This is a genomic window from Ferroacidibacillus organovorans, from assembly GCF_001642725.1.
GTDB classification, from domain to species: Bacteria; Bacillota; Bacilli; order Alicyclobacillales; family SLC66; genus Ferroacidibacillus; species Ferroacidibacillus organovorans.
The window spans coordinates 34,716-58,228 of sequence record NZ_LSUQ01000010.1 but is presented as its reverse complement, the minus strand read 5'-3'; the positions used below and the strand labels follow the sequence as shown (position 1 = coordinate 58,228).

Here is a 23,513-nt window from a genome sequence, read left to right as displayed (position 1 = left end):
CACCTTCACAATCACTGTCACGGCTCAACCTCGACGCCGAGCGCCTTTAGTAAGACATTCTCTTCCCCCGGATCAGGCAAAAAGAAAATGTGGGCGTGGTCATCTTTCGGGGAGGATGCAAGCTCCGTGTGAATGATCATGGCATACCCGCGACTCGCGGCCCCTGTCAAGAAGCCGATCGTGAGGAGCGATTGCGCCATGTCAAACGCGATCGATGGAACGGATGGAAACAACTTTAATCGCGTAAGCGTCGCAAGGGATGAAAGATAGCTCCCTGCCATAATGTTCCCGATTTCGGATAGTGCGGATTCTTCCATCGCAGTAAAAGGTACATCTTCATGAACCGCGGGCAGCAAATTCGCAATCAACCGCTTCGCCGCGCTTATCGAAAGGATAAGAAAGAGGTTGCCCGAAAGTTCTCCTTCGACACGCAAAAAAACACACGCCACGACTTCCTCTGGACCCCCGACAAGATCTGCAACATGATCAAACTCGACCAATTCGACCAGCGGCACATTCATATCGACACGGTGGTCAAGAATCGTCGAAAGCGCAGTTGCAGCGTGGGCAGATCCGATGTTCCCGATTTCGCGCAAGACATCCTGTGCAGCTTTAGGTAAAAGGATACGCGTCATTTGCTCTGTTCCATTCCGCTGAGAACCGCATTTTTTTCTTCATCTGTAAAAAGAGCGTCAAGGTCAAGAATCATGATGAGTTGCTCTTCTTGCTGAAGGACGCCGAGCAAGAATTCCCGTTTTAAGGCTAATCCGACGCGCGGCGCAGGCCGTCGCGCGTCATCCTGAACATCGATGACGTCCTGCGCCGCATCCACGAGAAGGCCGACCCACGCATCGCGTGTCGAAACAACAAGCATCCTGCGCTCTTGATCGCTCGCTGATGACACGTATGAAAAACGCTCAGCGAGATCGATCACTGGGATGACTTGACCGCGCAGGGATGTGATTCCTTTTACAAACGCTGGAACATACGGCACAAGCGTGAGTTCTGGAACCTTTTCAATCGATTGAATACGATCTACTGGCACTGCAAACCGCTCTGAACCTACACGAAATAGGACAACCTTCTCCACACAGATTTTCCCCTTTGGTTTTTAGACGTGGGATTTTCGATAAAACCGTTCGACAAACGCTCGAATACCGCGCGGCGGTTGCGCGAGTTCATTTCCGTGAACGGCCACATGCGCCATCTGCACGATGTTGCGCGAGGCGCGCGACTGTGGTTCGAGCACAAGATGCGGCGTTTGTTTTTGGATCGCTCGCTTGACTGCCTCATCCTCAGGAATTGAACCGAGGTGCTGAATTTTTACATCCAGAAAACGTTCCGCAACCAATTTAAATCGTTGGGCAGTGAGCGCCCCTTCTGACGGATGAACGACGCGATTGACTACCACGTGAACAAGCGGTGTGCGACCATGTTGCGAAATGTATTTTAAGAGTGCATAAGAATCTGCAAGCGACGTCGGTTCCGGCGTCAATATTAAAATGAGATCATCACTGAGCCCCATCATCTCAGACGAAAAACGGCCAAACCCAGCGCCAAAATCGATTAAAATACGGTCGTAATCCCGCTGTAGCGTCAACAATTCCCGCGTCAAACGTGATAGCTTTATTGCGGCATAGGATTCATCCAGAAGCGATGAAGCTCCGCCGGATGCCAGCTGTACACCAGGATAACAGGTAACGAATGCGCCGCGCAGCGATACTTCTCCACGCAACACGGAAGATAAGGTATAGGTACCGCGCACCCCACTCAAGATATCAAGGTTGGCAAATCCTACATCCCCATCCAGAATTGCAATTTGTTGACCAAATTGCGCCAAGGCGATCGCATAATTTAATGCAAAGTTTGATTTTCCCACGCCGCCTTTGCCTGAGGCAATCGCTGTAATACGGGTGTGGCTGAGATACGCGTCAGTCGTCTGTGCCTTCGTCCACTCGCGCAACCGCTCTGCTTGATCCGCCACGTTCGTCTCTCCTCTGGAAAATTGAAATCATCGTGTGGAGATCCGCCTCAAACAAATCATTCGGCACATGCTGACCGTTTGTAATATAGGATAACGGTTTATTGAACTCTGCGCTCATCGAGAGGCCGAGAGACGGAAGCATCGATTCATCGTGTTTTGTAAAAGCAATGCGTCGACATGCATTGTTGACAACGCAGTGAGCATCTGCTTTGTCTCAGCGTATCGCGCATTGAGACTCAGCACTGCATAACAGAGATCCACCGGGAGTACGCCAATCACCTCTTTGTGCTCTAGAACGGCCTGTTGGTCAAGGTAGCTTCGCCCCGTTGTATCAACGAGAATCAGGTCACACGACGCTAATTGTTCTAAACATCCCGGAATCTCTTCAGGCGATTTAGCGACAACCACGGGGACGTTCAGAATCGTTGCGTAGACACCCAACTGTTCAACCGCCGCGATGCGAAACGTATCTACCGTAAGCAGTCCCACTTTACGACGATCGCGCAGTCTCGCCTGCGCCGCCAATTTGGCAATCGTCGTCGTTTTCCCGACACCCGTCGGCCCTAGAAAAAGAACACACCGATCATCCGCGCGTATCGTGCGCGTCGGCAGAACGAGTGTCTGCTCAATAAATTGCGCAATCAAGTCACCAAGGTTTGCCGACGGTACTGACCCATACAAGTCCTCGAATTTTTTTATAAGCGTCGCCGACATTCCCGTTTCGCGCCAGTGCGTCAGAAGTAAGCCAAGTTCACTCGCTTCTGGATCCGCATCTTTGGCAACCATCGTTGCAATCATCATTCGCAAATCCTTGATGTCACGAGCCAACTGTGCAGTAGAATCACCCATAGACAACGAATCGGAAAATGCCACAGTTGAAACAACGGCTCGATCAAGTGGTTCACCCGCGGACGAACGCGGTTGCGTCATTGCCGCGACGTCCAAACGCTTTGTACTCGGATCGTTTGGCGCGCTCTTTTTCATGATTTCGCCGCGGTCTAATGCGCTATCTCGCAACAATACAGGAGGTAGTGCAGGTCCGTCACTCTGAAACGTGGACATGTCGCGAAGTGCGCCAGCCGCGATCTGGTGAGGTACTTGCGCTGGTGATTGTGCTTGAGATAGCAATCGTTCGGGTTTTATAGCGCCGCGTTCATCCTGTACCTTTGCGCTATCTACAGCCGCAACAACCTCATACCACTGAGCGCCAAACCACCCCAGTATCCCTGGAGCGCGAATTCGTCTGCTGGACAGAATCACGGCATCTGACCCTAACTCTTGTTTAATTGCGTCCATTGCCTGTGGCATGGTCTTGTAGACAAACTTCTTGATGAACATCAGAGATTGACAACCCCCCCACTCTCAATCGGTGCGTCCGGATCCAGTTCTGCATACGAAAGAACCGAAAGATCTGGAAGTGTTCGTTGAATAACTTTGCGCAACTGCGCGCGAATGGCTGGCGACACCAAAAGAATCGAATTCTTACCTAGCGCCGCCAAGCGGTTGATGTGTTCTCCCAAATTTTTGATCAGCTGTGCCGTAAAACGTGGATCAAGCGCCAACTGTGACCCTTGCTCGTTTTGCGTCAAGTGCTCCTGGATCCGACGCTCTGTCGCTTGACTGAGCGTAATCGCCGTGATCGACGGGGCGCCAGAACGCACCTGATCTGTAATCTGGCGCGCGAGACGCTGTCTGACATACTCAGATAGTGCATCCGGGTCTCTTGTAAAGCGAGCCTGATCGGCGAGCGCTTCAAGGATGCTTACAAGATCGCGAATGCTCACACGCTCGCGCAAAAGATTGCACAGGACGCGCTGTACATCTCCAACGGCGAGCAGTTGCGGCACCAATTCTTCAAGCAGGACAGGGTGTCTCTCTTTTACTGCATCAAGGAGTGTGCGCACTTCCTGACGCCCTAAAAGCTCATCTGCATGGGTCTTCAAAATTTCGGTGAGATGCGTCGCAATCAGCGAAGGTGGATCGACGACTGTGTAGCCAGAAAGCACAGCGCGCTCGCGCATCGTATCGTTGACCCACTCTGCCGGCAGTCCAAACGCAGGCTCCTTTGTCGGAATACCCATAATCATCGGATCGGAAACCGGACCGCTCATCGCCAAGTAGTGATTGGGGACAAGTTCAAACCTTGCAACCTCAGTACCTCGAATTTTAATGATATACTCATTCGGTTTTAATTGAAGATTATCACGAAATCGTATCATAGGCACGACAATACCGAGATCAAGCGCACATTGTTTTCTTATTAAGCCTACGCGTTCCAGTAGATCTCCGCCTTGACTGCGATCAGCCATAGGGACTAACGCATAACCAAATTCAAATTCAATCGGTTCAATATGTAGCAACCCGTACATGCTCTCTGGGCTTTTGGTCGTCGCCGTTTTCTTTTGTTCCGCCTCCTGCAGCGCGCGCGCGTCCGCCTCCTTTTTTCGTCTGACCAATCGCCGCGAGGCGAATAAAAAAATGATCGCCACGGGGAGCGTCGGAAGAATACTGATTGGCGTGAAAATGCCGAGTAACACGATCAACCCCGCCACAATGGAGAGCATGGTAGAATTCGAGAAAATCTGTTGCAAGATGTCTTTTCCAAGATGCTCAGACGTTGCAGACCTCGTAACGATGAGGCCGGTTGCCGTGGACAAAAGAAGCGCTGGAATCTGACTCACAAGGCCGTCTCCCACAGACAATTGTGTAAACTGGGTGATGGCTTGAGAAAACGACAGGTTGAGCTGCGCCATTCCGATAATGAAGCCGCCAATGATGTTGACGGCAACGATGATCATCGAGGCGATCGCATCCCCTTTGACAAATTTGCTCGCGCCGTCCATCGCGCCGTAAAAGTCCGCCTCTTGTTCGATCGCCTTCCTCCTTTGCCGGGCATCCGTTTCATTAATAAGCCCCGAGTTCAAATCGGCGTCAATGCTGATCTGTTTTCCGGGCATCGCATCGAGCGTAAAGCGCGCAGCGACTTCGGCGACCCGCTCCGCACCGCGTGTGATGACAATAAACTGAATAATAATTAAAATAATAAAAACAATGACGCCGACCACTGCGTTGCTCCCGATGACAAAGCTGCCAAACGTTTCAATCACATGACCCGCATAGCCCTGCGTGAGGATCAGACGTGTCGACGATACGTTTAACGCGAGTCGAAACAACGTCGTCACCAATAAAAGTGAAGGGAAAACGGAGAAGTCGAGCGCTTCCCGGATCGACATGGCGACGAGCAGTACCGTAAGTGAAATAGAAAGATTGATGATGAGAAGCACATCCAACAGTGTCGGGGGAATCGGAATGACGAGCATGGCAATAATCCCGATAATACCGAGCAAAGGCAGCCACACAAAACGACTCATCCACCAATCCTCCTCTCAGTAAAACCCATATTTAATACACTCACGAAAGCGCGCGTCCGCGCAAGCGGTACACATACGCCAAAACTTCCGCCACCGCTTGAAACAGCGTTCCTGGCACAAACTCATCCAGTTCGACCGTCTGGTAAAGCGCGCGCGCCAATGGCTTGTTCTCGACAATCGGAACATCGTGTTGACGCGCCACTTCGCGAATGCGTTGCGCCGTTTCGTCAATGCCTTTTGCCACCACCTGAGGCGCTTGCATTGTCTTTGCGTCATAGCGTAGAGCGACGGCAAAGTGGGTGGGGTTGGTGATGATCACATCCGCATTCGGTACCTTTTGCATCATTCTTCTTCGCGCGATTGCTCTGCCCTGTTCGCGTATTCTGCGGCGCATTTGCGGATTTCCCTCTTGGTCGCGCTGCTCGTCGCGAACATCTTGTCGCGACATGCGTAGCGACTGGGAAAACTGATAGCGTTGATAAAAATAGTCTGCGACAGACACCGCTGCAAACATTACCGCAGAGTACAGCAAGATGGTATTTGCGTTCGTGAGATAAGAATCGATGATGACTGGCGTCGACGATTCCATCAAAAAGGCGTATTGAACCTGTGTGTGAACCACTGCGGCATAAAGCGCGACACCGATCAGCGACAGTTTGACAATCGACTTGATCGACTCAACGATTGCGTGCAAAGAGAACAGACGACGAATACCTTCAAGCGGGTTAATTTTCGAAAAGTCGGGCATAATCGTCGACAGTGTGAACATAGGACCCACCTGAAAAAAAGCGGCAAGCATGCCGATAAGCATGATCGTCAGAACAATCGGTATGAGCGCGAGCCCCACTTGCGTAATGCCCGGAAGAATGAGTTGCTTAATGTGGGGTGTTTTTTGACTCGCCGATACGACAAACAGGCTGAGGCAATTTTGCAAGAGCCGCATCACTGCGCCGAGCAGATTACTGCCAAAGACAGACATTCCGACCACCGCCGCCAAAAAACTCAAACTCGAAGTGAGGTCGGGACTTTTTGCTACGCGTCCCTTTTGACGAGCATCCTGCCTCCGCTTAGGTGTCGCCTGTTCCGTTTTTTCAGCAAAACGCTGCAACTCAAGTCGAATCACGCGTGAAAGCCCCCAAGCATTTGAATCATCCTGTTGGTCTCATCATCCATCGCGAGCATGACTTGTTGAAAAGCAACAGTCATATCCGGAATCAGCAGCAAGATCAGCGCCAGTCCAATGAAGAGAGTAATCGGCAAGCCTACAAAAAAAACGTTCATTTGTGGAACGGCGCGCGATGCGACGGCAAGAGAGACATTCGTCAGAAAAAGCGCTAGCAAGATCGGTGCAGCTACCTCAACGCCCAATAGCGTAAGCGATGCAAGCGCGTCAAGCATGGTGCTTGAGACGCCCTGCCCGCCAAATTGCGCGTGCCCAAGCGGAATGACACGAAAACTGTGAAATAAAGCCAAAAACAACACATCGTGACCATCAACGGAAAAAAACCATAGCGTGAATAGAACAGTATAGAGATTCGTTATAAGGCTAGTCGGCCCAATCGTCCCCGGACTGACAATCGAACTGATAGAAAAACCGGTTTGAACATCCAACAGTTCACCTGCGAACTGAATGCCAAGAAATATGGCATTCGCCACAATGCCGATCGCAAATCCTGTGCCCGCTTCAAGAAATAGCGGAACGATCATGCTCGTGAGCGTCTCAGACAGCACTGGATGAGGCAGAGAATTATAGAGTACAAACGTTAGAAAAAAACTGAGCAACACCTTTACCATACCTGGAATCTGTGCTTGAGGAAACCCCGGCATAATCCCGACAAAACTCACGACACGCGTAAAGATCAAGAGAAACACCCAGACGTTTTGCAAGACAAACGCAGTCAACATCAGTTTACAAATTGACCGAGATTACCGAGAATGTTGCTGGTAAAATCCGTAATTTGCGAAAGCATCCACGGACCTGCGAGAAACAAAACGACAATCACCGCGACAATCTTCGGAATAAACGTCAGCGATTGCTCCTGAATTTGTGTCGTAGCCTGAAAAATACTGATCAAAAGTCCAACGACAAGTCCCACCAACAAAAGCGGGCCTGCGAGTTCGAGAATTAAGAGGACGACCTGCTGCCCCAATCCGACCACAAAGTTCGCATTCACACAATCACTCCGCTTAACCTACTCAATTCGACAAGATTTGACAAAATCCTCTTTCAATCTAGTGGAATCCATACAGTAAAGAGCGCACGACAAGATACCATCCGTCTACCATGACAAAGAGCAACAACTTGAAAGGAAGTGATATCAATACAGGTGGGAGCATCATCATTCCCATAGACATAAGTGTTGTAGCAACGACTAAATCAATAACGAGAAATGGAATATAAATCATGAATCCAATTTGAAAAGCGGTTTTCAGTTCACTGAGCGCGAACGCTGGTATGAGCGTTGTAATCGGCAAGTCGGTTAAATTGGACGGCGTCTTTTCGTGCCGATACGTTAGCAACAATTGTACATCCGCCACGCGCGTCTGCCTTGCCATAAACACTTTAAATGGTTGCTCAGCTTCTGCCAATGCTGTGGACTGCGAAATGTGCCCCGCCAGATACGGCTGAAGTGCATTGTGATTTACGGCAGAAAACGTTGGCGCCATTATGAACATCGAGAGAAAAATGGCGAGCCCAATCAGCACCTGATTGGGTGGGGACTGCTGCAGTGATAATGCGCTTCTCACAAAGGAGAGGACGATGATGATACGCGTAAACGAAGTCATCATGATAAGAATCGCTGGCGCAACGCTGAGCACTGTGAGCAACAGGATGATTTGTAAAACGCCAACGGTTCCTGAAGGCGTGGTGGGCGCCGTGAGATGGATCGCGAGACCCGACGAAGAGGTTTGAGCGTGTGCGAGCGCAACGGGTAGCGCCAAAAACAAAGCTGGCGCGCTAAACCACACCATGCGTCTCTTCACAAACCATTTCCCCTCTTCATCAATCTGAATGCTGACTGCGATACTGCATCATACCGTCAATTCGCTTGGAGAGAAGCTCCGAAAACGCCGCTTCGTCCGAAAGTGCGCGATTTTTTTGCAGTCGATTGCGCATCCACGAAAATGCAGGCTCAACAATCTGACTCTCGCGTTGCGTGCGCGTCAAACGAGCAACCAGTTCTTCATCGTCAAAGCGCGCAACACAGGACACGTCGCTGCCGACCCCTAGGAGCAAAACAGTTTTTTCATCAAAGACGACCACCTGTAACGTCTTGTTTTGGCCTAGCGGGTGAGCCGACACGACACGCAAGACGCGTGATCGTCCCTGCGCGCTCGGCACGCGTTTGCCTAACAGGCGTATCGAGTAATAGGCAAGCACGAGAATAAAGAAAAAGCTGAGAACGTACCGCAAAGTCATCATCGCGTTCATTTGACTAGCCCAACGTTTTCTTTACAGCTTCAACGACCCGCTCAGCCTGAAACGGTTTTACAATGAAGTCGCGCGCGCCAGCCTGAATGGCTTCGATGACCATAGCCTGCTGTCCCATCGCAGAACACATGATCACTTTTGCTGCAGGATCAAACGATTTGATCTCGCGTAAAGCCTGAATACCATCCATCTCCGGCATCGTGATATCCATCGTCACAAGATCTGGTCGCAATTCTTTATAACGCTCAACCGCTTGCGCGCCGTCGTTCGCTTCCCCGATCACCTGAAATCCATTTTTCGTAAGAATTTCTTTGACCATCATGCGCATAAATGCTGCGTCATCCACAACGAGTACGGTTTGATTCATTGTCCAATTCCTCCATTGCCATCGTCATCTTTTGAATCCTCACTACGCTACACGTCAAAGGCAAACCAAATCACGTTACTGCAAGCGTTTGACCCGCTCAGCAGGGCTTAAAATATCTGTGACACGCACGCCAAAGTGTTCGTCTATCACCACCACTTCGCCGCGCGCAATTCTCTTTCGATTGACAAGAATGTCAACCGGTTCACCGGCGAGCGTCTCCAATTCCAAGACGGATCCGATGCTCATATCAAGCACATCGCGCAGCAATTTTTTCGCCCGCCCCAATTCAACAGTCACCTCAAGAGGCACATCCATCAAGAGATCAAGGTTTTTGATCCCTTCCCCGTAAGGCCGCTCGTCAAGCGGTGCGAATACCGCGCGCTCCACGCGATCAGGGTGAACGGTCTCAATTGCCGATTCTGTGTCAAACTCCGGAATCGGTGCGCCCCCCCGCGGCACGCTAGGCGCAATTGGTTGCGTGGCTTGCGCAGTCTGTGCGTAAGCACTTCGAGCGGCTGCGCTTGGCGTTGCTAAAATCGGCTCAGGAGACGTGATCGGCGCTTGCGGTTCATAGGTTCCATAACTCTGCGCCATAAGCGTCGCCACGAGTTCGTGAGCAAATTCCATAGAGAGAATCTGAATGATATTTGAGTCAATCAATTCACCAACCTGCAATCGAAAGAGGATTCTTACCAGAAAATTCCCCTGGGGAAGATACTCATTCGAATCCGTATCAAGTGACGTGATTGTTTTGACATGCGGTGTCGAGATGTTAACCGTTCGCATAAGCATCGTGGACATGGACGTCGCCGCCGAGCCCATCATTTGATTCATCGCTTCCGCAACCGCGCTCAAATGCATCTCGCTCACTTCAGGTGAAGGGTTACTGCCATCCCCACCCAGCATCAAATCAGCAATGATTTGTGCATCCGTTTGTTTGATGGCCAAAACGTTCGAACCGGTTAATCCCTCAGTATAATCAACGCGCGCAGCGATGTGCGGTATGGACATATCCATAGAAATATCGTTGGGTTGTATCACGCTTACGCGCGGTGCTGTGATGTTTACTTTGTGGCGCAACAACATGGACAGCGTCGTTGCCGCCGTGCCAAACGCAATGTTTCCGATTTCCCCAATCGCGTCACATTCCATTTCTGATAGCGTTTCGACATGTTCCGTATCTTCGCCTTTTGCAGATTCACCGCGCAACAGTGCATCGATCTCATCCTGTGAAAGAAAATCACTACTCATCGAACTTCACCTCCTCAACCTGTTCTGTGATGCGCACGGCGTAATGACCCCTGAAATGTCCCGGAGCGCCTTTTAATTTCACAACATCCTCCACGGCGACGGACAGGCTCTCATCTACGCGTAAATCGAGCGGAATAACATCACCAATTTGCAGACGCAACAGATCACTCGTCGGCAGCGTGGATTTTCCGAGTTGCACCTGAAGGTCAACCGCAACGCTGTGCAATTGCCTTCGCAGATGTTCTCTGGATACTTCTGCCTCTGCGTCATTCCGCTTCTGCGTGATTGCAAAGCGCGATGTCAAACGTTGCATCAGTGGCTCAAGTACGACATGCGGCATGCATAAATTCATGATGCCACTCGTTTTTCCGATGACAATGCTAAACGTGACGAGAAGCACAATGTCGCCCTGATTGGCAATCTGTGTAAACTGCGGATTCACTTCCAACGTGTCATAGGTGAATTGCAGTTGCGCCACATCCGCCCACGAAGCGGTGAGCGCACTCATCGTGCGAGAAAACAGCCGCTCCAACACCATCACATCGATTTCCGTCATGCGCCTGCCCACATTCTGGTATTGCCCTTGTCCGCCTAGGAGACGATCCAACATGGCGTACGACGCACTGTTCGGAACTTCCAGCAGAAATTTACCACTAAGCGGTTTTACGTCGATCACGTGTAGCACGGTGATCGGCGCGATTGAACCCATAAATTCTTCAAAAGGCAACTGATCAATCGAGGCGACGGAGAATTGCACGCCCGTGCGCAATTGCGCAGAGAAATAGTTGGTCAGCAACCTAGAAAAATTCTCATAAATCCCAGAGATGGTACGCGTATGCTCTTTTGAAAAGCGCATGGCGCGCTTAAAATCATACACGCGAACGCGACCCGAATCCGATTCATTGCGAATCTCATCAGCAGTGAGTTCACCTGAGTTTAGCGCTGTTAAAAGCGCGTCAATCTCATCCTGAGACAAGACATCCGGCATGGTGTTCCCCCTACTGTACAATCATGTTTTGAATATAGACGGCCGTTATCTTTCCTGTAGTCAAAATGGCGTTTACACGTTTTAAAATCAGGTCTTTCATATACGTACGCCCACCTGGTGCCTCAATTTGGCTCGCACTCAGATTGTGTAACACACCGATGACGACATCGTCCAACTGAGCATTTCTCTCTGTCAATTCTGTATCAACTTTCGTGCTGAGCGCCTGTAACGTCAACTGAATTTGAATCATGCTGCTGCCCTGCAGATTGGTTGTGATCTTGTCAACGTTGTACTGCCACGACTGAAGTTGTGCAGCCGTAGGCGGTGCGTGAACCTTGGACGAAAAGAGAAACTTGTAGGCGGCCGCTCCGCCCAAAACCACTACGGCAAGCGCGGGAATAAGAATAAAGGAGACCTTTCTAGCGTTCATGCGACACCTCATGTCGATTTGCAGCGTGCGCACCAACAAGACCGATCTCTTGTAAATAAACGGTCACTTGGTGAACGACATCGCTCGCCAATTCTTTAACGACATACTTACGTCCGGAGGTGAGCGAAATCACCGTATCTGGCGTCGATTCTATCGTCTCAATCATTAAAGCGCTAATGATCAAATGCGAACCATCCATACGTGTCAACGCGATCATTCCGCACACCTCCGGATTTCACAATCGTTTCAAGAAACTCGGTTATTCATCTCTTGGCAGGCGCGTTTACGCTTGCTGCTCAAGATTTAGCACAGTACTCAAAATGTTATTATCCGTGTTAATGACCTTCGAGTTGGCGTCAAACGCCTGCTGCGCGATGATCATTGCTGTAAACTGGTCAGTCAAATTGACATTTGACGCCTCCAGCGCGCCCGATTGAAAACTTGCGGCGCCATTCTGCCCTGGTGTATAAAGCGGTGGAATGTTGCCACCTCCCGAATTGACACTTGTGGTAAAAAGGTTGGCACCCACTTTGGTCATCCCGGCCGGATTTGTCACGCGCGCCACAGGGACGTAATACGTACCCACGATCGTGCCGTTTGTTGGGTCGGTCAGAGTGATTTGCCCGTTTTGACCAATCGTATAATTGTTCAACGTAACGTTTGGTCCACCCGATGCAGACGCTGGCATTCCCAAGTTTACGGCTGAAAGATTGGTTGATGAGAAGCTTGTTGGCGCTGGACCTGGCGTACCAGCGTTTGCAGGAACAAATTGCCCCATCAATTTCGAACCGTCAGGAAGAACCAAATTGCCTGCTCCATCCACTGAAAAATTACCCGCGCGCGAATAGTACAGTGGAACGGTTGAGGCATTCGCCGGAGGCGTCCCAGTAGCCGAAGACAATTGCCCTTGCGGGGACACTACAAAAAATCCATCCCCATTTAATGCGATGTCGGTCGGCACGCCCGTCACCTGATCGGCGCCTTGCGTAAACGAGTTTTGCACGGCGGAGATGTTCACACCGAGTCCTATCTGTTGTGCGTTGATCCCGCCCAGGTTGGCAGTCGGGCTCGATGCGCCAGACACCGTTTGACTGAGGATATCACTAAATTCGACACGACCCGACTTAAATCCTGTCGTATCGACGTTTGCAATGTTATTTCCTACAACATCAAGACTGGTCTGGTAGGCATTCATTCCGGAAACGGCAGAGTAAAGCGAGCGAAGCATGTCCATTCCTCCTGATTGATGGTTTCAAATCGCGCATATCCTGTCAACTCACGGGCGTCGCTTCGATCCATCCGCGTTCGCCTTGGGCTTCCGACAAGCGGTCCGGCCCACCTCAATTACAAAACGACTGCACTATCAATATTTGTGATGACTTGAGCGCTCGACTCTTCTTTTGTCATCACAGTGACAACTGTGCGGTTCGGAACATTGATGAGAAACTGTGTTCCCATCGCTACAATGAGCGCGTTTTGCGCGCGCTTGCAAGCCAGTGCATCCGTTGCCTGTAAAAGTTTTTGATGCAGTTCCTGCGACATAATAATGTTTCTCGATTTCAATCTTTCTTGCGCGTGATGAGAAAAGGTCAATTTTTGACTCGCTTGCGAAAGCACATCCGAAAATCGCGGCTCTTGTGCTTTGTTTGCGGACGTCGTGCGTGACGGTGGTTGAATCTTCGTCGCCGCCGGGTGAACGTTTGGCGTAACCGCTTCATGCAGACGCTTTGCAATCCAATCGTTCATTCTTAAAGACCCGGCTTTGTCACAGAGACAATCGTTTGAAGCGGATAGCTTTGGCTTCCGACCGTAACCATGATCGCGCCTGACTGCGTATTCACCGAAGTGACAATCCCGCTTACGGTAGTCCCACTCCCCGTTTGTACCGAGACGGTGTCACCCATGATGGAAAATGCTGTCGCAAGTTGTGTGTTGCTGTTGATCGTTGCGAGTCCACTCTGCAATTGCGTCTCACCTGTCGCCACATTGGTCATCTGCTCAAGCGATGAGAACTGCGCCAACTGAGCAATGAATTGCGTGTTGCTTGTCGGTTGCAATGGATTCTGGTACTGCAATTGGGTCGCCAAGAGTTGCAAGAATGAATTTTGATTCAATGCGCCCCCAGGCGCCACGGTGCCGCTCGTACTCACTTGCAATGTCGTCGTGGACGATGCCGACGTAGATAAAATGCCTCCGATTGCCGTCATTCAATTCCCTACCCTTCCGCATAAAATCCTGTCGCGAATTGTTCCTGATATGATGAAGCCCTGGATGCCGCGACAATTGGCGAGCGATTTTTTGTGACGGTCAGTGGTCGCTCCGCGTGTGCCGACGCCCTCCCCTGTTCTTGACGCACATCGACATGCACACTCACAAAGCCGCCTTGCGTCAACTGTTGAATGAGCTCCGCACGATGCGTTTGAATCATTAGTTTTGCATCTGCATTGGCGGCGACAAGCTGGACATTCACATGTTGTGATGCGCGCACATCCATGATGACATTGACCTGTCCAAGATGCGCAGGATGAAGCGTGAGTTGCACCGTCACTTGAGTCTGTGCGTCACTCGACTGAAGTTTAGACTGTAAAAACTTACCTAGCTCCGACCATGCGACAGGCGAATTTTGAATCGCCGTTCCACTTTGTACAAACCCAACCGTCACAGGATGGGGTAGCGACGGTCGCTCCATCGCCACTGCGATCATTCCGTGACGCTGTGGTGATCGAAGCGGCAGAATCGCGTGCAATCGGATCATGTTCGCCTGCATCGTCGCAGCACCTGTGTGAACTGTCCGCGGTAAACGTTTCATCGATTTTGCCTGCTGCAGCGCAATTTGAAGTGCACTAACGCCTTGACTGGCAATCGCTGCTCCTGTTTGATTGGTGCTTGAGCCATGCACTTTCGCGGAGGTAATCAACCCAAGAGCGCTCGGATACGTTCTCCGAACCCCTAAACCTGGCGCCAATGCACCGCCACTTTCAGCACTTGAAGTTGAGACGTTCGAATGATTCGCTCGCTTCACTCCAGCCTGCACTCCACCCCCTTGCGCCGACGCGATGAATGCTGACGACACAGAAGGCTTCTCTATTCCTTGAATTTGATCGCTTTGCAGTGCTGCAGTAAGGGAGTGTGCTTGCTGTCCACTACGCTTTAGCGGATGCGTGAGCAAAGAGGCGTTCGCGCTTTGCTGCACGACAACACCAGGCTGCTCGCGCCCGAGTGGCATCGTTTTTGCAACAAACTTCTGCAGAACGTTCACTCCAATCACAGAATTGCTTTCTTGCGCGATCGGCATTTCACGTGCAGCGCTCTGCGTCAAAAGCGTACGCGGATAAGCCGACACTCTTGCCGACGTTCCCGGCTTAGCGTGCTGTTCAGAGGTATGCGCGATCTCTGACTGAAGCGTGACTGCGCCAACTCCTGACGACGTGCGCAGGACGCGGTGCGCATTTCCCACACTCGCTGCGCTGTACGCACAGGCGTTTGCTGCGTCGCATTCGTCAGTAAAAGCGCCGCCAGAAATGGAGAGGTGGCCCCGCTCACCGGCGGTTTTGCAGCAGCCGCTTTCTTGTGCAGTGCAACCTTGCCAAGTCTGCCAGAATGCTTTAAAACACGAGCATTTTTGGCGTGTTCAGAAGCATTGGATCGAAGCACAGTAGATTTTCGCGCATCAATCGGCAAAGCAGCCGCTTTCACGCCTTGTAATGAAATGGAAAGTGATCCCTGAATCATGAATTTCACCCCCTCTCAACCGTTACATAAAAGCAATACTGGCATCACCCCTTTCACCGTGAATCGGTCTGCACTTCATTACGCCCCAGCTTGAATCAATTTCGCCGCCAACTTGGGCGGCATCCCCGAGAGGATCGATGCCTGTGTCGCCTGATCCATGGATCGCAAAATGGCCACCTGTTGCGCAAAAGGTTGAAGTTGCATAATCTGCGCCGCTTGACTCGGCGACATGTTCATATACACAGCCGCAGCTCCTTTGGCAGTTGAGAGCGTTTTTTGCGACGTCGCCACCTGTTTTTCAAGCGCTGAAATCTTGGTCTTTTCCGCAACCGCAAGCGATTGACTCGCGAGGAGCGCGTGGTTTTCGCGTGTCAGTTGATCGTGAAGATTTTGAAGTGTTTTCTGTGCGGCAGTTAGTTGTCCGCGGAGCGCTTTAACCTGAACCGGAATAGGCTGTGCAAGCGGAGGTAATCCGATCGAGTGTCGAATCACCGGATTTTGCGTCGCAAAGCGTGAAAGATTCCCTACGACGTTATAGCCGAGAATCTGTAGTGCGCCGATCACTAAAATAACCGAAACAAGAAGTGGAAGCAGAATCATATAAAAGAGAAAGGAAAGGGAGCGCGATTTTCTCTTCACTGCTTCTTCCATGATCTTTCTCCCTCCAATCGACCCGTCATGGGTTCGTCACGCTGCGATTGAGAACCCATTCGTCAAGCGCGTGCCACTCGCGAGACAGGCGCTCTTTTTGCAATCTCGACCTTTCCAATTCTGCGAGTTGCCGAAAGCGGTACACATCCTGATAAGCGCGAAACACAGCCTCGCTTGCTTGATTGGCCTCATCCACACACTCCTCTAATTGATGAAGCGCTAGTCCTTCCTTTTCGCGCAAAGCTTCATCATAGCGCGCCCACTGTTGAAAATCGGCCGCCGTTCGCGCACCCCGGTGAAGTTGTGCAAACGCAATTTCTTGCTCCGCTCGCAAATCGCTGACGTGTTGACGTGCGTGATCCACCTTTTGATCAGCGTGCATGCGCTCTTCTAGCCGCTGCTTCTCTTCATAGATCTTCATTTTTTTCAGGCGGACCGCGCGTGCGTAATCCACGCTACACGCCCCCCTTCAAGAGATCCAAAAGCAGTGAGCGTGCTTGATCATACACGCTGTGATCCTCGACATCCTGTACCAAGAATTGTTTTATCGCAGTCTCCATCGCCATCCATTGGTCGATCAGCGGATCTGTACCACGTTTATACGCACCGATGCGAATCAGATCCTCCGCATCTCGCCCCGCTCCAATCCAGCGTCTCACTTCAAGTGCGGCCTGGCGATGTTCTTGATCTACAAGATCCGTCATGAGGCGACTCACACTTTGTAGTAAATCCACCGCCGGATAGTGTCCACGTTCAGCAAGCGCGCGGCTCAGCGTGATATGTCCGTCAAGAATTCCGCGCACCGCGTCGACGATCGGTTCCTGCATGTCGTCCCCGTCAACGAGCACTGTGTAGATGCCTGTGATTGTGCCTCGCTCATTCTTCCCAGTGCGTTCAAGCAGGCGCGGAAGTGCCGCAAAGACAGATGGCGTGTACCCGCGCGCCGTAGGCGGCTCTCCTACTGCCAGTCCCATTTCGCGAAGCGCCATCGCAAAGCGAGTCACCGAATCCATCATGAGGTTCACCGACAACCCTTTATCGCGAAAATACTCTGCAATCGTCGTCGCGACATAGGCCGCCTTTGCGCGCACGACCGCCGGTTGATCTGATGTTGCCACGACCACTACCGTGCGATCCCGAGCCATTGCAAGATCCCGCTCAATAAACTCGTTGACCTCACGACCACGCTCCCCGACGAGCGCAATCACGTTCACATCCGCTTGACTTTCTTTTGCAATCATGCCGAGCAGTGTGCTTTTCCCTACGCCACTACCTGCAAAAAGACCGATACGCTGCCCTTTTCCAAGCGTTAAAAACGCGTCGATCACGCGGACGCCTGTCGACAACACCGAGTCAATGCGCGGTCGCGATAGCGGCAAGGGGGGTTCCCGCAGTGTGGACCGCTCCTCATACGTACGCAACGCGCCTAGTCCATCGATCGGTAAGCCGAGACCATCAAGGACACGCCCGAGCAATCCGTCCCCAACACCCACCGTGAGCGGTTTGCCCGTCGCCATTACGACGCTGCCGGGTGCTAGCCCCTCAAGCGTAGAAAGGGGAACCAGTAACACGCGCTCACTGCGAAACCCGATGACCTCACAGAGAATATCCTGGTTATCGGAACCACTAATCCGGCAAATTTCTCCGATCTTCGTCATCGGCCCAATCGATTCAATCAACGTTCCGACGACATTCTGTACATGGCCGTGGACGCGAAAAAGATCGGTTTGATCAAGAATAGCTTCATAGCGCGCAATGCGTCCCTGGCTCATTCTAGATCACCCGATCGTTTTGCGACTTTAAGCAGCGCCTGGGAGATGAGATCCATGCGCGTTTCGACCCGCCCATCCATGGTCCCAAAATCCGTGATCAAAACGACGTCCCCACGCTTCAAACTCAGATCCGGCACGACGTCAAGACGAGCATCAAAAAAAAGGAGTGACTCAAGATCTGGTTTTTCGGAAAGAACGGAAGCAAAATCTGCGCTCGCCACGCGGAGTTCTAAACGGTTCGTTTTTCGCACCTTCGCGAGCAGCGGGCGAATCACCGCTTGCGCCATCTCATCATCATCCGCAATTGTCGCGCAGACAACCCTTCGCGCGATCTGCATGGCAAGCCTTACAACATCGCTCTCGCGTTCAAGCAGCGCGCGTGCGCGCTCTTCTCCCGCGAGGCGCAGAAGCTTGTCCACCATGTCTATTTTTTCGGAAACCGATTGTTCACCTTGCCTGACGCCGACTTCAAAACCATCCCTAAACCCTTCGTCACGCGCTTGTGCAAAGAGATGTTCTGCACGTAATTTAGCTTCTTCCTCCATGCTTACCAGTTCGCGCGTCAGAGTTTCCCGCTCGCCCTCGAGTCGCAAAAGTTCCGCTCCCAACTCTCGCAGCGAAATTTCCATTTCACTCTGTGCATTTTGCGAGAGATCCTGCTCAACCGCATCCGTTTCATGTCCATCCGTCAAGTTGCGCTGACTAGAACGCTGTAAAAAGGATTCGCTGAGAGGAGAGGTGATGGTGCGATTCGCAATATCGTCACACGGAAGTCTGTAAATTTTAGACAAGGACATCTTCGCTGCCACCTCGTCGAATTACGATTTCTCCCATATCTTCTAACCTGCGAATCTGCGCAACGATGCGCTGTTGAGCCTCTTCGACATCGCGCAACCGCACAGGACCTGCGAACTCCATATCTTCCTTGAACGTCTCGACCATCCGTTTTGACATGTTAGAGAATACGAGTTCCTTGACTTCCTCACTCGCAGTTCGCAATGCGAGTTGCAAATCTGACTGCTCGATATCGCGAATCACGCGCTGAACCGATTTGGGATCAAGCATGACGATGTCTTCAAAAATAAACATGCGCCGCTTAATCTCTTCCGCCAGTTCTGGATCGGTGGTTTCGACGTAATCAAGAATCCCGCGCTCTGTACTGCGATCCACGCCATTCAAAATTTGAACAAGCGCGTCGAGTCCACCGATGTTCATCGTTCCAAGCGATGTCATCGAGGCGAGTTTACTCTCAAGAACACGTTCTACTGAACTCACGACTTCCGGACTCGTTGAATCCATCGTGGCAATCCGCATGGCAACTTCATAGCGCACGTTTTGCGGAAGTTCCGCAAGAATTCCGGACGCCTGTTTAGGTTCCAAGTACGATAGAACAAGAGCGATCGTTTGCGGGTGTTCGGTCTGTATAAAGTTCAGAATTTGCAGCGGATTCGCCTTTCGCGCAAACTCAAAGGGTCGCACCTGCAATGAGGAGGTCAGACGTTCGACCAGTTCAAGCGCCCGCTCTTTGCCAAGAGCCTTTTGCAAAATCTCGCGCGCGTATTCAATCCCACCCTCAGAGATGTATTGCTCGGCGATTGCAAGCTGCTGAAATTCTTCGAGGATTCGCGAGCGATCACCGTGCTCCACCCGTTGAACTGACGCAATTTCAAGTGTTAGTTTTTCGATTTCCTCTTCTCGAAGATGTTTGTAGACGTTCGCCGCCGTCTCTGGACCGAGAGAAATCAGAAGGAGTGCGGCCTTCTGCTTACCCGACAACTCCCCACCTCGTCGAACACTCATCACGCCACACCCCCTTGATTTTCCAGTTTCAAATTCTTCGCTCCATCAGCGCGAAAAAATGATTCAATCATCGGATAGCCACGTGCGAATGAGTGATGCCATTGCTTCTGGTTTTTTAAAAGCCATTTCCTGCAATTGGCGTGTCATCATTGCTTCAGGCGATTGCTCGGTGTTGTCATCACCCAGGAGCTGGCGCTGCGCCGTAACCGGATCTGGCCGTTTGCGTCGCCTGATGATAAAGATAAGAATTCCTCCAAGAACAAGCGCTCCAACCGCACCTAGCGCGAGGGGTGTGACAAATGAACTTGGAACTGTGCCTGTTAGAGAAGAATTGACAAACGGAACCGTCAGTACACTCACGGCCGATCCTTTCGCACCAGCCCCGCGCGCACCTACGGCCGTTAAAACAAACTGCTGAAGATTCGCGCTAAGCGTCGGCGTCAGTGCAACCGCCTTTGCGTTGATCAGTACACTCACGTTATAGCCATTGACTTGCATAGGGTCGAGTTTTGTCGTCGTATTCGTATTGCTGTTTTCGTAATTTGTCGTGCTTGATCGCGTATTGGACGTAGATCCGGTTCCCCCGCCCGTACTTCCATAGGTGACGACATTCGGATTTTGCGTCGCCTGCCCCGCAACGCCGCCTCCTGTCCCGCCACCTGTCGATGAACTCGTCGACGTTTGCGATGAGAGTGGTGGCCCTGCCGTTACAACGTGGCTTGATTGAACTTCCGAGTTAAAAGTCACGTTTGCGTGAACGATGACCTGGACGTTTCCCGCGCCAACAAACTGGGTCAAGCTATTTTGTAGCTGCATCGCAAGCGTTGTCTCAATCTGCTGTTTAATTGCAATTTCCTGCGCGACTTGACCGGAAATTGCGGCACCACTTGACCCGGTGGAGGCAGAGAGATCATTGCCATTTTGATCGATGACAGAAACGTCTGCCGCGCTCAACCCCGTTACTGAGTGAGCAACCAATTGCTGAATCCCAAACACTTGCGAAGATGTGAGTACGTTGCCCGGGGCCACATTAAGAATGACAGAAGCCTTCGCCGTGCCGGATTGTGTCGGATTCACCAAAAAGCTGGATGATTGCGGCATTACAATATTGACCTGTGCATTAGAAATTCCGTTGATCAATTCAATCGATTGCGCAAGACGGGTTTGCAAAACAGAAAGCACTTCGAGATTCATGGCCTGATCTGTCATTCCGAGCGGCGAAGAATTTTGAATAATTTGGGAATAATCCACCATCCCCGTACTCGGCAATCCATTCATCGCCATATCGATTCTCGCTTGATCCGCCTGCGCTGATGGAATCAGAATCGTATTGCCCTGTAATTGATAGGGAATTTTTAACTGATCCAGTTTTTGGGTGATCTCACCGGCAGACTTTGAATTGAGATTCGAAAAGACCACCTGGTAATTCGGATTGAGCAGAAAAAGGGATAGCAAAGACACCGTTAGCAAAAAGAAAATGCCGATTGCGATCAGATTGCGTTTCTGACGTCTCTCAAGTGAACCATACCATTCAGAAAACCGCTTTATAAGAGATTGCAAATCATAATTCATCCTGAACCATCACCCAGTGCAACTCACCCTCTACGCGGTTCGCGGATTATACTTGCATACTCATCAATTGGTTATAAGCACTGACTGCGCGGTTGCGCACCTGTACGGTAAGATCGAGTGCGAGTTGCGCCTGTGTCGCTGAAACCATGACATTGCTGAGATTTGGCGCAGTCCCTGCCGCCAAGGCCAACCCTTGTGACTGGGATTGTGCGACAGAAGTATTGACCCCTTGCAGGGCGCTTGTCAGCATCTGCGAGAATGACGTGCCCCCATTCGCAGCAGCTGGTGTCGCCAGTGCGGGTGTCGCCATCATTACGTTAGAAATCGGGTTTATCAAGATGTAAACCTACTTTCCAATATTGAGCGTCTGAACATCGATCGCTTTTGCCGCATCGAACGCAGTCACATTCGCCTCATACGCGCGTGAAGCGGTAATCATATCTACCATCTCTTTCGCGATATCGACATTCGGCATTTGAACATACCCATTTACAGCGTTCGGGTTCGTCGGATCGTACACAAGTCGAAACGGAGAAGGATCTTTGACAACGGACTGAACCACAACTCCCCCGCCCGACAAAGAAGAATTTACGGCGTTCCCTAAAACACTCTGGAAGGAAGTAGGAACCGAATTGAGGACAACCTCTTCTCTTCGATACGGGCCTCCCGTTGGCGTCCGCGTCGTGTTTGCGTTAGCGATATTGTTCGAAATCACATCAAGCCAGAGACGATTCGCGGTCAAGCCGGTCGCGCTTATCGTCAAACCATCAAATAGTCCCATCTCGATCAACTCCCGAGAATTGCAGTTCTAAGCAAGGTAAACTGGTTATTCAACTCAGTGACCATCGCCGCCGCGTCCAATTGGTTCATGGCAAGACCGCTCATTTCCGCGTCCAAATTGACATTATTCCCATTGGACGAAACGGCTGTATTTTGATCAACCGTTACGACCGGCGCGACATTTTGCAACGTCTGCACCGTTGACAGGTCACTCGAACTATTTTGCAGCATCGCAAGTGTACCGGAACCATTTGACTGTGCGATCGCCTGTTGCAAGAGCGAGTTAAATTGAACAGTTTCGCGGTGGTACCCCGGCGTATTAGCATTTGCAATGTTATTCGCATAAACTTGTTGTCTTAACTGAGCTGCGTCAAGCGCAGACTGGAGTGCCGCGATGGTGAAGGAACCAGACAAACATTATCACGCCCCTTCTTGAACGATCATCAATTAGAATTCAACAAGAATCGACGTTTTCCCTGCATCTATGACAGCGAATTTGGGGATTTCTTCGAAAAACGACAAAGGGTTGCCACAGCGATCCTGTGGCAACCCACCCAAATCCGCGATCCGTTTCAATCGAATTTCACAAACTCGAATTTGAACTGCGCTTAGCGGTTGCGCACTTTGTGCAATTGCGCAAGCAGTTTGTCATTCAAAATCTTGATGTATGTCCCTTTCATTCCGAGCGAACGCGACTCAATAACACCCGCACTCTCAAGTTTGCGCAACGCATTGACAATCACCGAGCGGGTAATGCCGACGCGATCCGCGATTTTACTCGCAACCAAGAGTCCTTCACGGCCGTCCAATTCTTCAAAGATGTGGTCCACAGCTTCCAGTTCACTGTAAGAAAGAGAGTCGACTGCCATCTGAACGATCGCGCGGGAACGCGATTCTTCTTCCATTTCGTGCGCGCGCGAACGCAAAATTTCCATTCCTACAACCGTTGCACCAAACTCCGCCAACAACAAATCTTCATCTGTGAAGTCAGGTGACTGACGCGCGAGTATCAATGTTCCAAGACGATCTCCACCACCAATGACAGGAACAATCGTTGTGACTTCCGAATCCTGCGACTCGTGGTGTTGTTCGTTCAACTCGGCCAATGGGTTCATGTTATGCGTATTGGCAAGTGTCGTATCCTGACGAAGAAGACCTGCGTTGTACTCAGAAGGAAACAGCCGCTGCAAATCCGTTTCGTACGTCCCTTCCGCGCGAATCTCGGCTAAGCCCAAAATTTTACCCGTTCTCGAAACGACGTACACATTCGCTTGAATCACGTCACGTAGAAGTTCCGCCATTTCCAGAAAGTCCACAAACTGCCCTGCTCGCTGCAATAATCGATTGATACTCCGTGCCTTTTTTAACAAATCCATGTCAAC

General features: G+C 51.1%; 30 protein-coding genes. All 30 read right to left on the bottom strand.

The genetic code is table 11. From position 1 onward, the window contains the following. Positions 1-17: 17 nt before the first annotated feature. A complete protein-coding gene (locus AYW79_RS05435; protein ID WP_067562756.1) occupies positions 18-635 on the bottom strand; it encodes a chemotaxis protein CheC in 618 nt (205 codons plus the stop codon). Then, positions 632-1,090 (bottom strand): chemotaxis protein CheW, encoded by a 459-nt coding sequence (locus tag AYW79_RS05430; RefSeq protein WP_067562753.1) that lies wholly within the window; start codon positions 1,088-1,090, stop codon positions 632-634. The genes AYW79_RS05435 and AYW79_RS05430 overlap by 4 nt, the downstream gene beginning before the upstream one ends. Positions 1,091-1,111: 21 nt before the next feature. Next, positions 1,112-1,984, bottom strand: a complete 873-nt coding sequence (locus AYW79_RS05425; RefSeq protein ID WP_067562749.1) for a nucleotide-binding protein — start codon at positions 1,982-1,984, stop codon at positions 1,112-1,114. Between the two features lie 114 nt (positions 1,985-2,098). Beyond that, positions 2,099-3,322, bottom strand: a complete 1,224-nt coding sequence (flhF, locus tag AYW79_RS05420; protein ID WP_067562746.1) for a flagellar biosynthesis protein FlhF — start codon at positions 3,320-3,322, stop codon at positions 2,099-2,101. Then, positions 3,322-5,355, bottom strand: a complete 2,034-nt coding sequence (flhA, locus tag AYW79_RS05415; RefSeq protein WP_067562743.1) for a flagellar biosynthesis protein FlhA — start codon at positions 5,353-5,355, stop codon at positions 3,322-3,324. Before flhA ends, flhF begins: the two co-directional genes overlap by 1 nt. A 40-nt stretch (positions 5,356-5,395) precedes the next feature. Then, entirely contained in the window at positions 5,396-6,478 is a 1,083-nt protein-coding gene (flhB, locus tag AYW79_RS05410; RefSeq protein ID WP_067562739.1) for a flagellar biosynthesis protein FlhB, read from the bottom strand. Next, complete coding sequence (locus AYW79_RS05405) at positions 6,475-7,218, bottom strand: flagellar biosynthetic protein FliR (protein ID WP_179123134.1); 744 nt, start codon at positions 7,216-7,218, stop codon at positions 6,475-6,477. Before AYW79_RS05405 ends, flhB begins: the two co-directional genes overlap by 4 nt. Positions 7,219-7,259: 41 nt before the next feature. Next, positions 7,260-7,529 carry a flagellar biosynthesis protein FliQ gene (gene fliQ / locus AYW79_RS05400; RefSeq protein ID WP_067562732.1) on the bottom strand — a complete coding sequence of 90 codons (270 nt, stop codon included), beginning with the start codon at positions 7,527-7,529 and terminating at the stop codon, positions 7,260-7,262. Positions 7,530-7,587: 58 nt separating this feature from the next. Continuing rightward, entirely contained in the window at positions 7,588-8,328 is a 741-nt protein-coding gene (fliP, locus tag AYW79_RS05395) for a flagellar type III secretion system pore protein FliP (protein WP_067562861.1), read from the bottom strand. A gap of 31 nt (positions 8,329-8,359) precedes the next feature. Continuing rightward, positions 8,360-8,788: a FliO/MopB family protein gene (locus tag AYW79_RS05390; RefSeq protein ID WP_067562730.1), complete on the bottom strand. Its 429-nt coding sequence runs from the start codon at positions 8,786-8,788 to the stop codon at positions 8,360-8,362. Between the two features lie 4 nt (positions 8,789-8,792). Beyond that, on the bottom strand, positions 8,793-9,155 hold the full coding sequence (locus AYW79_RS05385) for a response regulator (protein WP_067562727.1): 363 nt from the start codon (positions 9,153-9,155) through the stop codon (positions 8,793-8,795). Between the two features lie 75 nt (positions 9,156-9,230). Then, complete coding sequence (gene fliY, locus AYW79_RS05380) at positions 9,231-10,406, bottom strand: flagellar motor switch phosphatase FliY (protein ID WP_067562723.1); 1,176 nt, start codon at positions 10,404-10,406, stop codon at positions 9,231-9,233. Then, positions 10,399-11,394 (bottom strand): flagellar motor switch protein FliM, encoded by a 996-nt coding sequence (gene fliM / locus AYW79_RS05375; protein WP_067562720.1) that lies wholly within the window; start codon positions 11,392-11,394, stop codon positions 10,399-10,401. The genes fliY and fliM overlap by 8 nt, the downstream gene beginning before the upstream one ends. Positions 11,395-11,404: 10 nt before the next feature. Beyond that, entirely contained in the window at positions 11,405-11,824 is a 420-nt protein-coding gene (locus tag AYW79_RS05370; RefSeq protein ID WP_067562716.1) for a flagellar basal body-associated FliL family protein, read from the bottom strand. Beyond that, the gene (locus AYW79_RS05365; protein WP_067562713.1) at positions 11,814-12,041 is read right to left on the bottom strand and encodes a flagellar FlbD family protein; all 228 of its coding nucleotides are present in this window, start codon (positions 12,039-12,041) and stop codon (positions 11,814-11,816) included. The genes AYW79_RS05370 and AYW79_RS05365 overlap by 11 nt, the downstream gene beginning before the upstream one ends. A 66-nt stretch (positions 12,042-12,107) precedes the next feature. After that, the gene (locus AYW79_RS05360; protein WP_067562709.1) at positions 12,108-13,052 is read right to left on the bottom strand and encodes a flagellar hook-basal body complex protein; all 945 of its coding nucleotides are present in this window, start codon (positions 13,050-13,052) and stop codon (positions 12,108-12,110) included. 116 nt (positions 13,053-13,168) lie between these two features. Beyond that, positions 13,169-13,570, bottom strand: a complete 402-nt coding sequence (locus tag AYW79_RS05355) for a hypothetical protein (RefSeq protein WP_067952457.1) — start codon at positions 13,568-13,570, stop codon at positions 13,169-13,171. Between the two features lie 2 nt (positions 13,571-13,572). Then, entirely contained in the window at positions 13,573-14,031 is a 459-nt protein-coding gene (locus AYW79_RS05350) for a flagellar hook capping FlgD N-terminal domain-containing protein (RefSeq protein ID WP_067562706.1), read from the bottom strand. An 8-nt stretch (positions 14,032-14,039) separates the two neighbouring features. Beyond that, the gene (locus AYW79_RS05345; RefSeq protein WP_067562703.1) at positions 14,040-15,167 is read right to left on the bottom strand and encodes a flagellar hook-length control protein FliK; all 1,128 of its coding nucleotides are present in this window, start codon (positions 15,165-15,167) and stop codon (positions 14,040-14,042) included. Beyond that, entirely contained in the window at positions 15,140-15,556 is a 417-nt protein-coding gene (locus AYW79_RS05340; RefSeq protein ID WP_067562701.1) for a hypothetical protein, read from the bottom strand. The genes AYW79_RS05345 and AYW79_RS05340 overlap by 28 nt, the downstream gene beginning before the upstream one ends. A 78-nt stretch (positions 15,557-15,634) precedes the next feature. Further along, positions 15,635-16,207, bottom strand: a complete 573-nt coding sequence (locus AYW79_RS05335) for a MotE family protein (RefSeq protein WP_067562697.1) — start codon at positions 16,205-16,207, stop codon at positions 15,635-15,637. A gap of 25 nt (positions 16,208-16,232) precedes the next feature. Beyond that, the gene (locus AYW79_RS05330) at positions 16,233-16,661 is read right to left on the bottom strand and encodes an SPFH domain-containing protein (protein WP_067562694.1); all 429 of its coding nucleotides are present in this window, start codon (positions 16,659-16,661) and stop codon (positions 16,233-16,235) included. A gap of 1 nt (position 16,662) precedes the next feature. Beyond that, positions 16,663-17,979, bottom strand: a complete 1,317-nt coding sequence (locus AYW79_RS05325) for a FliI/YscN family ATPase (RefSeq protein WP_067562690.1) — start codon at positions 17,977-17,979, stop codon at positions 16,663-16,665. Then, positions 17,976-18,776: a FliH/SctL family protein gene (locus AYW79_RS05320; protein WP_067562686.1), complete on the bottom strand. Its 801-nt coding sequence runs from the start codon at positions 18,774-18,776 to the stop codon at positions 17,976-17,978. Before AYW79_RS05320 ends, AYW79_RS05325 begins: the two co-directional genes overlap by 4 nt. After that, the gene (gene fliG / locus AYW79_RS05315; RefSeq protein WP_067562682.1) at positions 18,763-19,779 is read right to left on the bottom strand and encodes a flagellar motor switch protein FliG; all 1,017 of its coding nucleotides are present in this window, start codon (positions 19,777-19,779) and stop codon (positions 18,763-18,765) included. The genes AYW79_RS05320 and fliG overlap by 14 nt, the downstream gene beginning before the upstream one ends. Positions 19,780-19,842: 63 nt before the next feature. After that, positions 19,843-21,351, bottom strand: coding sequence for a flagellar basal-body MS-ring/collar protein FliF (gene fliF, locus AYW79_RS05310; protein ID WP_067562678.1), 1,509 nt, complete (start codon positions 21,349-21,351; stop codon positions 19,843-19,845). 46 nt (positions 21,352-21,397) lie between these two features. After that, entirely contained in the window at positions 21,398-21,688 is a 291-nt protein-coding gene (fliE, locus tag AYW79_RS05305) for a flagellar hook-basal body complex protein FliE (RefSeq protein WP_143216219.1), read from the bottom strand. 9 nt (positions 21,689-21,697) lie between these two features. Further along, entirely contained in the window at positions 21,698-22,132 is a 435-nt protein-coding gene (gene flgC / locus AYW79_RS05300) for a flagellar basal body rod protein FlgC (RefSeq protein ID WP_067562671.1), read from the bottom strand. A 5-nt stretch (positions 22,133-22,137) separates the two neighbouring features. After that, on the bottom strand, positions 22,138-22,545 hold the full coding sequence (gene flgB, locus AYW79_RS05295; RefSeq protein WP_067952464.1) for a flagellar basal body rod protein FlgB: 408 nt from the start codon (positions 22,543-22,545) through the stop codon (positions 22,138-22,140). A 194-nt stretch (positions 22,546-22,739) separates the two neighbouring features. Beyond that, complete coding sequence (codY, locus tag AYW79_RS05290) at positions 22,740-23,507, bottom strand: GTP-sensing pleiotropic transcriptional regulator CodY (protein WP_067562667.1); 768 nt, start codon at positions 23,505-23,507, stop codon at positions 22,740-22,742. Positions 23,508-23,513 lie beyond the last annotated feature (6 nt).